Genomic DNA, 13,854 nt, shown 5'->3' with positions numbered 1-13,854 from the left:
AAACATATCTATTTTCTAAGTCAGCGGAAAGTCAGAGGTTCGGCAGAAGGCGGGGCTGCGTCAAGCGCAGTTCCCCATAACCTGTTTGCCTTGTTACCCATTACTAATTCCAACCTTCCACCTTTAATTATATCTTTATGTCCGAACCACGGCTTGTTCCACGGTTTACCGTTGAGTGTTGCAGACTGGATGTATTTGTTCTCATCTGAACAGTTTTCTGCTATGATTTCAAAGGTTTTCCCATTACCCAATGTTATCTTTACATGGTTGAACAATGGTGAACCAATGTTGTAGGTCGGTGAACCGGGCGTGACCGGATAAAAGCCCATGGCTGAAAATACGACAAATGCACTCATTCCGCCGCCGTCTTCATCTCCCGGTACCCCCATCAAGTCGTTACGGAACCATTGTTTCATTAAAGAACGGATTCTTTTTTGAGTCATCCAAGGCTGTCCCGCATAATTATAGAGATAAGGAATGTGCAAGCAAGGCTCGTTTGCCATTGAGAATTGCCCTACATTTCCCGTATGATCCGGCAGATGAGAATAAAAAGTAAATTTGGCTTCGCCCATAGGTTCTCTGAAAGTCCGGTTCAGATTGTCTATGAACTTTTCGCGTCCACCCATCAACGCGATCAGGTCTGCGGGATTATGCTGTACATCCCAACGATAAATCCAACCATTATTTTCCCCATAGTAGTCACGCGCTCCCATACCACCGGAGAAGCGATAGTCAAAGGGTTCGATAAAGTCTCCCTTATCATCGCGGGGATGGAAGAATCCGGTTTCGGCATTATATACGTTGCGATAGGAATAAGCCGTTTTCATAAATTGTTCGTATTCGTCGTTGTATCCGAATGTACGTGCTATCTGTGCGAGGCACCACGAATCGTAACAGTTACCTAGCATGACAGAGATAGCCTGACGACGTTCAAAACCGTGTACGTCCGGACATAATTCTTCTTCACCCGGACGGAGTGCGGGGAAGTAGCCGCGTTGTTGGTAAAAAGAATCCAGTTCTGTCAACGGGGCTTTTTGCCAAGGTAACAGGGTTTTCTCTGTAATGGCACCTTTACATGCTTTGTATGCCTGTTCCAAATCAAAGTCGGTGATTCCCTTGCAATAGGCGTCCCATATGGTGGCTACCGCATGATTTCCGTTCATGCGGTGGCTGTCGCCTGTTATCTCAGGAAAGGTAGGCATCCATCCCTCAGGAGATTGCTGCGCCATACAGATAAAGGAACTGACCATCGCACGCTCTTTGTCCGGTTCAATCAGGATTCGCAAGGGGTGCACGGCGCGGTATGTATCCCAAATCCAGTCGTCTGTATAGAAAGGAATTCCACCGTCCATATGTACCTGATTGTCAAAGGCGCTGTAATAAGAGCCGTCCTCGGAAATGTTAATCATACGTTCGTAAGTCCGGTATAGCGAGGTGTAGAAAACGGTTTTTTGGTCGTCTGTCCCACCGTCTATTTCTATTTTGCCCAAAGTTTCGTTCCATATTTTCCGCCCGGTTTCTGCTACTTCATCTATATCATATGTGCAAATTTCACGGCGGAGATTTCTCTTCGCCTGTTCTACGCTGATGAATGAGATTCCGTATCGCAGGGTGACTTCTTTACGGGAGCCGTAATCGAGGACTATGGCTGCATTTTTTCCGTCCACCTGTTGACAGGCGGAATTCATCTTTCCGTCTTGCAGTCCGCCTCTAGCAATTGTTTCGCAGTTTGACTCCATAAAAAGGTAGATTACTGTCTTGTCATCCAAATGTTGACAGCCACTTATTCCGTCAGAACCTATAAGCAAGTAACCGTTCCGTGTGTTCAGCACTATTTGACTATTGCCTGTTCCCTCGTAAACAAAGGTATAAATACCGGATTGGTAGGAAGGGGCAAAATTAACCATAATATCGTCTTCATCGAGATAAACCTGATAATGATAGGGAGATATTTTTTCCCTGTCATAAGAATAGTCCCGCACAGAAGGGATTTCTTTATTTAATCCACAGACGGGACTCAGGTTAAATGCCGAAGCTCCACGATGACTTGTTACTGCCACCGGAAGGCCGTGACATAAATCAGACGTGAAATCTTTACGTTCGGGATATACACGTAGCATTCCGTTTGGCAAATGGACTGTCGGATAAGTGGGAAACAATAAATGGCTGATATTCCCCATGTAAGGATTTACATAATCCACCGGCTCTGTCTTATCTTTTGCATAAGAAGCAGATACCAAAATAAAGAAAGACAAGGCTCCAACCGCCAACGCTTTTTTTCGTATGCTTTTCATCCTATTATATAGTTTATAAATTGATGGACAAAAGTAATTTTAGCGTCTTAATCAGGTATTAATCACAACTTAACGGTTTAGGAAAAAGGCATCAAATTAGAATACAATCATCTGAAAATCAACAGTTAGTATCTTTAAAGATTCTTTTAAAAAAGAAAAGTGGAAACTTACTACTCATTAAGTCCCCACCTTTCTTTTTTGCTATATTGTGCCTCCATTAATTCCCCGTTATGTCAGCATAATCAAAATCAGGCTTTGTTCCAAGTACTCGAATATATTCTACGCAAAAATTCTCATAACATTGTTTTGCCAGTCCTTTTTTTCCTAAATGATAGAGAGCATAACATTTATTTTGTATAGCATTTTCATCTGTCGAATCACAACTCAGCATTGTTTCTGATAACTTCAGCAATAGCATCAAATCCTTTTCCTTTTTTACAAATTCATAAGCATCCAATAGTACATCGGATAACAAAATCAAATACTCGGACTTAAACTTATCTACCCATTCTTCTGTAATATCAGGTAGTAGCTCTCCCCTGCCTCCTAATTCAGCAATTCTATTTAATAAGTCTACATTAATCGTATTCCCCTCCCTTAACATTCTCAGTAAATCGCAAATCTCAATATAATCACAATTCACCGTTGGAGCTATTGTCATATACCAGTAGCTATTTTTATATGAAATATTGACTCCGCCAATTCCCTTTAATAACAATCTGAGCTTACTTATATTCACATTTCTGTTATTAGTAGCATTGCTTTTGTCCATATCCGACCAAAATATTTCATTTAGCTGTTCTGATGTTATACCATTAGCATTTTTGTAAGAATACAGAAGCATATATATAAATAAACTACGCAATATAAGAGTGAATCGAGAAGTTATATCACGCCCTTCCGAGTCATTTACCTGGAAACCTCCCAATAAGCGAATAAAAGAAGGCTGAGTTACTTCTTTTTCCTTTACTTCTGTGGTATGTATGGATTTCCAAGCATCATTTTCATCTTTTCTTGTAACGTTTTTCTGCCCCTGTTTCCATAATATCATTAAAGTCACTGATACTCCACCAACTCCAATAATCAAAATTAACCACAGCCAACCTGTTGAATGCTTCTTAGGAATAGATTGAAGTACATCCGACAAACGTAAGACTGGATATCCCAATGTATATATCTCAACACGAGTTTTTCCAACACCATCCTGATATGCCAAAACAGTAACTAATTCAGTGGTTCTCTGATTATAAAATAAGGTACAATAAGAACTGGTATCATGAAATTGATATGGTATGGAATCTGCCAAATATATTCGATCAGGGCTTTCAATTCCAAAGCAATTCAATCTGATTTGAGAGAATGCCCGATCGTTGGCGAAAGATAATGCATAAATATGCTCTTTATCACGATCCACTACCATTGCATTCCCAAACGTTTCCATCGATTCATTAGAAAAGTCCCACAGTTTCCGGCTACTCATTTTCTCAATATCTATACAATGAAGATCATAATAATTTTCCGGATTTCCCTCTTGTTTACCAGATTTACTGCCATACCCTCCTAACAATAATACTTTATTTTCTCCCCAATACCCCATTGCCGCTAAATAACGAGATTCAATCAAATGAGAAAAATCTTTTTGCTGCCAAGATATCGAATCGATGGAATGCGTAAACAGCGTCGAACTATAACGATAAAACCCATAGCCCCCGAAAAGTACAACTTTCCGTAACTCAGGTATATAACAACCGCTATGGTGCAAATATGAAAGAAGTACATCGGGAATCGCCCTTTCCCATTCGTTTTTCTCAAAACTATAACGATTTAACCGTTCTTGTTCTGCACTATAGGAAATCAATTCATCATAAACCGAATCATAAACTAAACTGGAAGCGGCTGTAAAATAAGGATGCCCGGAATTCACAATAATAGTGTCCAACTTTTCTTTCTCTATGGAATATTGATAAATAGTATCTTTTAAGGTTATAAATACTCCCCCATCTGCCGGACGCTGATATGGAGCGAATTGAAGGGAAGTTCCCGGTATGATAAAAGAAGCTTTTTTTCTCCACCTAATATGATGATCTATCTCCCAAATACCATTCCGCACTGTAGCCCGGGAAAATTTGACTTCATCATAAACTTCATTATCCCCATGTTGCAACAGACTCCATTTTCTCAAAAGTTGCCCTTGCCGATCCAAAATCCTTATATTTCGTAGATTCATCGGGGCTACATCTGTACTCGGATAAGGCTGACCGGTATGTAACCCAAAAGTTATACGGACATTATTCAACAGCGGCAGCTCCGCAGGGATACTCCATTCCTTCCCATTTAAAACACAAGTAATAAATTGCTTTTTATAATTTATCACAAGTTTCACTTGAAACCAATCCGAATTACTAAATCCGGGAATCGAATCCAGTTGTGGTATGTCCATCAAATTTTGAGTCCCTTTCATTAAAAATAATTGGCTGTGACTCCACCCTTTATTGGACAATAAATCAATGTTTAATGTATCATTCAAAACAACGCGAACAATATAACCATAATTATGCTCTTCATTACGTAAATGGACTTCAAAATTCAACGAAAAACCATCCTGAAAAGAAAATGGAGCATCCGGAGTCAAGTTTAACTCTGTCCGCTTCTCCGGTATTACTCTGTGAGATTGAAAAAAGAGCCCGGAATTTGCCTTGGCAGAATTATGCAGGACATCACATACCAATAACAACAATAATATATAAATGATTGCACTCTTATTATTCATAGGCTTTTATTATAGAAGAAACAAAAATATAGAATTATTTTATTTTAAATGTTAAATTCTTTTTTTTTCAAGATAATCATATCAGATTTTCTGTTTTTAACTTATGTACATTATAAAACAAATATTAGTAAGCCTCTTACCTTTTTAAGTTTCTATACTCGTCTAGGAATACCTAAACAAATATTAGGTAGTTCGAGACAAATCACGTAAATTTGTGCCTCAAAATGAAATAACAGTATAAATCACTATAAATAAAAACTTTATCACTATGGAGTACAATTTCAGAGAAATTGAAAAGAAGTGGCAGAAAAGGTGGGTGGAAGAGAAAACCTACCAGGTTACGGAAGATGATTCGAAGCAAAAATTTTATGTACTAAACATGTTTCCTTATCCATCGGGAGCGGGCCTACACGTAGGACATCCGCTGGGATACATCGCTTCGGATATTTACGCCCGTTACAAACGACTGCAGGGCTTCAATGTACTCAATCCGATGGGATATGACGCTTACGGCTTGCCCGCTGAGCAATATGCTATCCAAACCGGACAGCATCCTGCAATCACTACCATTAATAATATCGACCGCTACCGCGAGCAATTGGACAAGATAGGTTTCTCTTTCGACTGGAATCGTGAAATCCGTACATGCGACCCGGAATATTATCATTGGACACAATGGGCTTTCCTGAAGATGTTCAACAGCTATTATTGCAACGACGAACAACAGGCACGTCCTATCGAAGAACTGGAAAAGGCTTTTGCCATCTACGGAAACAAAGGTCTGAACGCCGCTTGCAGTGAAGATATCAGCTTTACCGCCGACGAATGGAACGCAAAGAGCGAAAAGGAAAAACAGGAAATCCTGATGAACTACCGTATCGCCTATTTGGGAGAGACGATGGTAAACTGGTGCGCTGAACTGGGAACGGTATTGGCAAACGACGAAGTAGTGGACGGCGTCAGCGAACGCGGCGGTTTCCCCGTTGTTCAGAAGAAGATGCGCCAATGGTGTCTGCGTGTATCAGCATACGCACAACGTCTGCTCGACGGACTGGATACCATCGACTGGACAGATTCTCTGAAAGAAACCCAAAGAAACTGGATAGGACGTTCGGAAGGTGCCGAGGTTCAATTCAAGGTAAAAGACAGCGATCTCGAATTTACTATCTTTACCACCCGTGCAGACACGATGTTCGGCGTTACCTTTATGGTATTGGCGCCTGAAAGCGAACTAGTGGCACAATTAACCACTCCTGAACAGAAAGCGGAAGTAGACGCCTACCTCGACCGTACTAAGAAACGCACGGAGCGCGAACGTATCGCAGACCGCAGCGTTACAGGTGTATTCAGCGGCTCATATGCTATCAACCCATTCACAGGCGAAGCAGTTCCTATCTGGATCAGCGATTATGTATTAGCAGGATACGGAACAGGAGCCATCATGGCTGTACCTGCTCATGACAGCCGTGACTATGCTTTTGCCAAGCATTTCGGATTGGAAATCCGCCCATTGGTGGAAGGTTGTGATGTCAGCGAAGAAAGTTTCGATGCCAAAGAAGGTATCGTCTGCAACTCTCCGCGTCCGGGCGTCACTCCTTACTGTGACCTTTCCCTGAACGGACTGACTATCAAAGAAGCGATTGAAACGACTAAGAAATATGTAAAAGACCATAATCTGGGACGTGTAAAAGTGAATTATCGCTTGCGCGACGCCATCTTCTCACGTCAACGCTACTGGGGTGAACCATTCCCTGTTTATTACAAGGACGGAATGCCTTACGTGATTGACGAAAGCTGTCTGCCGCTGGAACTTCCCGAAGTTGCCAAATTCCTGCCTACCGAAACGGGTGAACCACCATTGGGACACGCTACCAAATGGGCTTGGGATACAGTAAACAAATGTATCGCAGACAATGAAAAAATAGACAACGTAACTATTTTCCCGTTGGAACTGAATACGATGCCGGGATTCGCAGGTTCTTCCGCTTACTATCTGCGTTATATGGATCCTCGTAATCACAAGGCATTGGTTGATCTGAAAATTGACCAGTACTGGAAGAATGTAGACCTCTATGTAGGCGGTACGGAACATGCAACCGGACACTTGATTTACTCCCGTTTCTGGAATAAGTTCCTGCACGACGTCGGTGTGTCAGTTATGGAAGAACCGTTCCAAAAGCTAGTGAACCAGGGTATGATCCAAGGTCGCAGTAACTTTGTATATCGTATCAAAGACACCAATACATTCGTTTCACTGAACTTGAAAGACCAGTATGAGGTTACTCCTATCCACGTAGACGTAAACATCGTATCCAACGACATACTGGATTTGGAAGCATTCAAGGCATGGCGTCCCGAATACAAGACAGCAGAGTTCATTCTCGAAGACGGAAAATACATCTGCGGATGGGCGGTTGAAAAGATGAGCAAGTCCATGTTCAACGTTGTCAACCCGGATATGATTGTCGAGAAATACGGTGCGGACACACTTCGTATGTACGAAATGTTCCTCGGCCCGGTAGAACAGTCCAAACCTTGGGATACGAACGGTATCGACGGTGTACACCGCTTTATCCGTAAATTCTGGTCGCTGTTCTACAGCCGCACGGACGAGTATCTGGTAAAGGACGAACCGGCAACGAAAGAAGAATTGAAGAGCCTTCACAAACTGATTAAGAAAGTGACGGGAGACATCGAACAGTTCTCTTACAACACTTCTGTCAGCGCATTCATGATTTGTGTGAACGAACTCTTCAACCTGAAATGCAACAAGAAAGAAGTACTCGAACAACTTGTTATCGTGCTCGCTCCTTTCGCTCCACACGTTTGTGAAGAGTTGTGGGACGTACTCGGACACGAGACTTCCGTATGCGATGCCGGATGGCCTGCATACAACGAAGAATATCTGAAAGAAGATACCATCAACTACACCATCTCTTTCAACGGAAAGGCACGCTTCAATATGGAGTTTGCGACAGACGAAGCCTCGGAAGCTATCCAGGCAGCAGTACTGGCGGACGAACGTTCACAGAAATGGATTGAAGGCAAGACTCCGAAGAAGATTATCGTCGTTCCGAAGAAGATTGTAAACGTTGTAGTATAAAACAAATGAGGCACGGATTACGCGGATAACACGGTTTGGAATTAATCAGAACCGCGAAATCCGTGTAATCCGTGCCTTAACAAATTATAGACCCTATGCATAAACTGGCAAAAGCGGAAATAATGAGAGAAGTGAAAGACTATGTCTACATCACTCTCGGATTGATTAGTTATTCTCTGGGATGGGCGGCATTCCTGTTACCCTACCAGATAACAACAGGGGGCACCACCGGTATCGGAGCTATCATTTACTACGCGACAGGATTTCCAATCCAATGGTCATATTTTATTATCAATGCTGTCCTGATGACGTTTGCCATCAAGATATTAGGCCCGCGATTCAGTATAAAGACCACCTATGCCATCTTTGTGCTGACCTTTTTGCTTTGGTTTTTCCAGTTAATAGTAAACAATTATGTGGTAGCACCGGACATGACACCGGACGGAAAACCGCTACTGCTCGGTGCAGGACAGGACTTTATGGCTTGTATCATCGGAGCCGCCATGTGCGGTGTAGGACTGGGCATTACTTTCAATTACAACGGAAGTACCGGTGGAACGGATATTATCGCCGCCATCGTCAACAAGTATAAAGACGTGTCACTCGGCAGGATGATTATGATTTGTGATGTATTCATCATCAGTTCCTGCTACTTTATATTCCACGACTGGCGCCGTGTCATCTTCGGTTTTGTCACGCTGTTTATCATTGGCGTCGTGCTCGACTGGATTATCAACAGTGCCCGCCAATCGGTGCAGTTCTTCATCTTCTCAAAGAAGTATGACGAAATAGCCGACCGCATCATCAAAGATGCCGACCGTGGGGTAACGGTGCTCGACGGCACCGGATGGTACAGCAAGAAAAACGTAAAAGTACTTGTCGTATTGGCGAAGAAACGCCAGTCGCTCGACATCTTCCGCCTGGTGAAACGAATTGACCCGAATGCCTTTATCTCACAAAGTTCCGTCATCGGAGTATATGGGGAAGGCTTCGACAAACTGAAAGTGAAATAACTGATTGGAATAACTATCGGATAACTTTGCTAAAACAAGAAATAAAATGATGAAACGCAAACTTGTATTTGCTACGAACAACGCTCATAAATTGGAAGAAGTAGCCGCCATATTAGGTGAACAAATAGAACTGTTAAACCTGAATGATATCGGCTGCCATACGGACATTCCCGAAACGGCTGCCACGCTGGAAGGGAACGCCCTGTTGAAATCTTCCTTTATCTTCAAAAACTACGGCTTGGATTGCTTTGCCGATGACACCGGACTGGAAGTAGAGGCACTGGACGGAGCTCCCGGAGTTTATTCCGCACGCTACGCAGGCGGAGAAGGACACGACTCACAAGCCAATATGCTCAAACTACTCCGCGACCTGGAAGGAAAGGAAAACCGCAAAGCGCAATTCCGCACCGCCATTTCATTGATACTCGATGGAAAGGAATATCTCTTCGAAGGAGTGATAAAAGGCGAAATAATCAAGGAAAAACGGGGTGATTCGGGCTTTGGTTACGACCCCATATTCAAACCGGAAGGTTACGACAAGACTTTCGCCGAACTGGGAAATGATATAAAGAATAAAATTAGTCACCGTGCGTTGGCTGTGCAGAAGCTCTGCGAATTCCTGCAACGCTGATTATCCGTACTCTTTAAAAAATAAAACGCAATGAAGAAAATTACTCTATTTACTTTACTTACGCTCCTATTTTGTACTTCGTGTGTAACAAAAAAGAAATTCATGCTTGCAGAAATGGCGGCTACCGCAAGCAAAGATAGTCTGCAAGGGTTATTGACTGACTGCCGCCATACAAACGCTCAAATGTCGGCACAAATCAAGAATCTTTTGCGTGATACTACAAAGATGGGAAACAGTATCCGCCAGTATCAAAGCATGCTGAACATGAACATGACCGAACAGGAAAAATTGAATGCCCTGTTGAACCAGAAGAAGAATGAACTGAACGAAAGAGAACGCACCATCAACGAACTGCAACAGATGATTAATGCACAGAATGAAAAAGTGCAGAAGCTGTTGAGCAGCGTAAAGGATGCGCTATTAGGATTCAGCAGTGATGAACTGACCGTTCGCGAGAAAGACGGAAAAGTATATGTGGCAATGTCGGACAAGTTGCTGTTCCAGTCAGGAAGTGCCCGTTTGGACAAACGTGGTGAAGAAGCGCTTGGCAAACTGGCCGAGGTTTTGAACAAGCAAACGGATATCGACGTATTCATTGAAGGGCATACGGATAACAAGCCTATCAACACGGTACAGTTTAAGGACAATTGGGATTTGAGCGTGATTCGCGCCACCTCTGTTGTCCGTATCCTGATTAAGAACTATGGAGTGAACCCGTTGCAGATACAGCCTAGCGGACGTGGTGAATATATGCCTGTCGATGATAACGAAACAGCCGAAGGCAGAAGCAAGAATCGCCGTACGGAGATTATCATGGCTCCGAAACTGGATAAGTTGTTCAAGATGTTGCAGAGTTCGGAAGAATCCTATTAAGAAAAAATTACTACTTCTTAGCAATATTTCCAAAGAATAATAATAAACAGAACAAAAAAGAGAAGTACGGAATCCTTTCGATTTCCGTACTTCTCTTTTTTACTTAATATCCGTTGAATGGAAGATATTTCGTATTTCTAAAATAAATATCTCTTAATAATCCTACAACCCCAACTTCGCCGAAATATCCAGCATCCGCTGAATCGGCTTCACTGCTTTTTCCGCTACTTCAGGATCCACCGTAATTTCCGGTGCTTCATTCTTCAGACACTCATAGAGCTTCTCTAACGTATTCAACCGCATAAAGCTACACTCATTGCATCCGCATGTACTATCGTTCGGTGGGGCAGGGATAAACGTTGTTTGCGGACACTTCTTCTGCATCTCATGCAAGATACCCGATTCGGTAGCCACAATATACGTATTTTCGGGATGGTTCACGGCATACTTCAACAGAGCTGCCGTAGATCCTACCACATCAGCCAGTTTCAACACCGTACTCTTGCATTCGGGATGCGCCAGTACCAATGCTTCGGGATGCTGCGCTTTCAGCTCCACAATCTTTTCAACAGAGAACTGTTCGTGCACATGGCAAGCTCCGTCCCAAAGAAGCATATTCCTGTTCGTAACTGAGTTGATATAATTACCCAGATTCCTATCCGGACCAAAGATTATTTTCTCATCTTTGGGGAAGCTTTCCACGATCTGCTTCGCATTGGTGGAAGTCACCACCACATCTGTCACTGCCTTCACCGCAGCCGTCGTGTTGACGTATGAAATAACAGTGTGCCCCGGATGCTCTTTGACAAACTGCGCAAACTTGTCCGCCGGACAACTGTCCGCCAATGAACAGCCTGCCGCCATGTCGGGAACCAGCACTTTCTTTCCCGGGCAAAGCACCTTCGCCGTCTCACCCATAAAATGAACGCCGCACATCACAATAATGTCTGCTTCCGTCTTGGCCGCCAATTGAGCCAATGCCAGACTGTCGCCAACGTAATCGGCTATGTCTTGTATTTCACCCTTCTGGTAGTAGTGCCCCAGAATGATTGCATTCTTTTCTTTCTTCAGCTCGTTTATAGCTTTTATTAGTTCATTCATTATAATATTCTTTTTTCCTTCTTTTAAAAAAAATCCTTTGTTAGTAATGATAGCCTGTTAATAATGTTAGCAAATAAATACGATTTTTCTTGCCGGATAAGTTATTAGTCCATGTTTCTGCTTTATGAGTCGGTTATGAACTGATATAAAGGACAAGACAGCCTATCCTACTCGCTTCATTATCAATGAAAGCACCGTCAAATGGGAGTTTGCTATTAACTCCCTGTTGATAAAGTGCAAAGTTAAAAACTTTATGGATATAAACAGGCAGATAAGTGATGAAAAATATGTTGATGTCTGTGTAGAAAGTTTTGGGTTAGTTTTTTGGAATGTTCATAACGAAGGCCTCTTATACCTTCTTTTGAATAATGCAAGAATTATTTTTCAAAATCTTTGCCGATAGTTTTGACAGGTTTTAAACCGTTATCAACACCTCTGTTAACAGAAAAGAACTACCTTTGCACACATGAACATAATAAAAGAAAAGACGTATGCGTAAACTGAAAATAACAGAGTTGAACCGTATCAGTGTCGAAGAGTTCAAACAGGTTGAAAAACTGCCCCTGGTGGTAGTGTTGGACGATATTCGTAGTTTGCACAATATCGGTTCTGTGTTCCGTACATCGGATGCATTCCGCATTGAATGTATCTATCTGTGTGGAATTACGGCTACCCCGCCACACCCCGAAATGCATAAGACTGCTCTGGGTGCCGAGTTCACTGTCGACTGGAAGTATGTTAATAACGCTGTTGATGCTGTTGATAACCTCAAAAATGAAGGATATATCGTGTATTCCGTAGAACAGGCGGAAGGAAGCATCATGTTGGATGAACTGGAACTGGATAAGACTAAAAAGTACGCTATCGTAATGGGAAATGAGGTTAAAGGGGTGCAGCAAGAGGTTATCAACCATTCGGATGGCTGTATAGAGATTCCCCAATACGGAACGAAACACTCTTTGAATGTCTCCGTAACTACCGGTATTGTGATTTGGGATTTGTTCAAAAAGCTACGTTAATAACCATAAACAGAATTGGTTAATAAGTTGTTTATAACGAGTTAATAGCTTAGTTAATTCATTCATAATCAATAATTATATATTGTTTATAACTATATAAAGGCATGTAGATTTTATGGTTGTTGAGTAGTTATTATTATAGTTGTTAATAGTCCGTTTCCAGACTGTTAATACTTGAGTTCTCAACTATTAATACTTATCATGTAGGCTATTAATACCTGACAACTCAAGTATTAACTTCTGAGAAAGCAGAAATTAATACCTTGCGAGAAGCCTGTTAACGCTTGAAATGATAACCAGGATGGTTTTGAGTAGTTAGTTGATAAATTGGTTTGTAGTGCTGATAAACTTATAAATCCTTGTCTATTTTAGATTTGTCCATTCTCCACTAGCAGTACTACGCGTTCCGTTAGTTTATCCTCACCTTCAGGGTCATACTCTTTTTTCAAACTGGCACCAAATAGCGCAGCGAATGTCTGATAGAACCCGGCTTTGAAAGGGCCCATAAATGCTTTCACCAGTTCATAACTGGTAGAATTACTTTGACGGTCTATCAATTTTATCAACAGTTTCCCTTGTGCAAAAGATAGTTTTTTCATTCGGGGGGTATATTGTTCTTTCAGCCCTTTTTCCACCCGTTTGATATGTTTCTGACGAGCTTTTTCATTGGGTAAAGTTTGCAGATACTCGTAAGTTTCAATAATAGCCTGGTTAATTTCCCTGGAGATAGGATATACCTTTTTCACATTTCGCACCAGTCTGTAATACTCCTGGCGTTCCTTTTCATTCTTGAACTTTAGCGGGCGGAAGATGTACACAGTTCTTAACTGAACACATGGAATCGTATCTCCATTATAGATACACATCGGAACCAAGTATCCATTAATGCTTTGCTTTTCCTGAGCCTGTACATGCAGTGTACAGCAAACAATAGCAAACAGTGTCATTATTACTATGTTAAGCCTTCTTTTCACGATACAAAAATAGGATTAAAATTTTATTATTTGGTCTTTTCACAAAGATGTTAACCTATTTAAAGTATCTTTGCGC

General features: G+C 41.9%; 9 protein-coding genes. 5 read left to right on the top strand and 4 right to left on the bottom strand.

Features of this window, described 5'->3' with window-relative positions; all coding sequences use genetic code 11:
• Positions 1 to 20 precede the first annotated feature (20 nt).
• Positions 21 to 2,294 carry a GH92 family glycosyl hydrolase gene (locus BQ7997_RS15005; protein WP_073347072.1) on the bottom strand — a complete coding sequence of 758 codons (2,274 nt, stop codon included), beginning with the start codon at positions 2,292 to 2,294 and terminating at the stop codon, positions 21 to 23.
• Positions 2,295 to 2,511: 217 nt separating this feature from the next.
• Positions 2,512 to 5,064, bottom strand: a complete 2,553-nt coding sequence (locus BQ7997_RS15000; RefSeq protein ID WP_073347071.1) for an AfsR/SARP family transcriptional regulator — start codon at positions 5,062 to 5,064, stop codon at positions 2,512 to 2,514.
• A gap of 268 nt (positions 5,065 to 5,332) precedes the next feature.
• Here BQ7997_RS15000 and leuS point away from each other — a divergent pair, with 268 nt between their 5' ends.
• The 4 genes from leuS (at position 5,333) to BQ7997_RS14980 (ending at position 10,684) form a co-directional block, all read left to right on the top strand.
• On the top strand, positions 5,333 to 8,167 hold the full coding sequence (leuS, locus tag BQ7997_RS14995) for a leucine--tRNA ligase (protein WP_073347070.1): 2,835 nt from the start codon (positions 5,333 to 5,335) through the stop codon (positions 8,165 to 8,167).
• A 95-nt stretch (positions 8,168 to 8,262) separates the two neighbouring features.
• A complete protein-coding gene (locus BQ7997_RS14990; RefSeq protein WP_073347069.1) occupies positions 8,263 to 9,180 on the top strand; it encodes a YitT family protein in 918 nt (305 codons plus the stop codon).
• A 49-nt stretch (positions 9,181 to 9,229) separates the two neighbouring features.
• Positions 9,230 to 9,811 (top strand): non-canonical purine NTP diphosphatase, encoded by a 582-nt coding sequence (locus tag BQ7997_RS14985; RefSeq protein WP_073347447.1) that lies wholly within the window; start codon positions 9,230 to 9,232, stop codon positions 9,809 to 9,811.
• 30 nt (positions 9,812 to 9,841) lie between these two features.
• Positions 9,842 to 10,684 carry an OmpA family protein gene (locus tag BQ7997_RS14980; RefSeq protein ID WP_073347068.1) on the top strand — a complete coding sequence of 281 codons (843 nt, stop codon included), beginning with the start codon at positions 9,842 to 9,844 and terminating at the stop codon, positions 10,682 to 10,684.
• A 162-nt stretch (positions 10,685 to 10,846) separates the two neighbouring features.
• Here BQ7997_RS14980 and nadA read toward each other — a convergent pair whose 3' ends face one another.
• The gene (nadA, locus tag BQ7997_RS14975; RefSeq protein ID WP_073347067.1) at positions 10,847 to 11,785 is read right to left on the bottom strand and encodes a quinolinate synthase NadA; all 939 of its coding nucleotides are present in this window, start codon (positions 11,783 to 11,785) and stop codon (positions 10,847 to 10,849) included.
• Positions 11,786 to 12,276: 491 nt separating this feature from the next.
• Here nadA and BQ7997_RS14965 point away from each other — a divergent pair, with 491 nt between their 5' ends.
• The gene (locus BQ7997_RS14965) at positions 12,277 to 12,804 is read left to right on the top strand and encodes an RNA methyltransferase (RefSeq protein ID WP_044657039.1); all 528 of its coding nucleotides are present in this window, start codon (positions 12,277 to 12,279) and stop codon (positions 12,802 to 12,804) included.
• 368 nt (positions 12,805 to 13,172) lie between these two features.
• Here the strand turns inward: BQ7997_RS14965 and BQ7997_RS14960 are convergent, their stop codons facing one another.
• The gene (locus BQ7997_RS14960; protein ID WP_073347065.1) at positions 13,173 to 13,751 is read right to left on the bottom strand and encodes a DUF4294 domain-containing protein; all 579 of its coding nucleotides are present in this window, start codon (positions 13,749 to 13,751) and stop codon (positions 13,173 to 13,175) included.
• Between the last annotated feature and the right edge of the window lie 103 nt (positions 13,752 to 13,854).

It is taken from the genome of Bacteroides congonensis (assembly GCF_900130125.1).
In the GTDB taxonomy this organism is placed as follows: domain Bacteria; phylum Bacteroidota; class Bacteroidia; order Bacteroidales; family Bacteroidaceae; genus Bacteroides; species Bacteroides congonensis.
The sequence above is the reverse complement of the archived record's forward strand: the minus strand, read 5'-3'. Positions and strand labels throughout refer to the sequence as shown.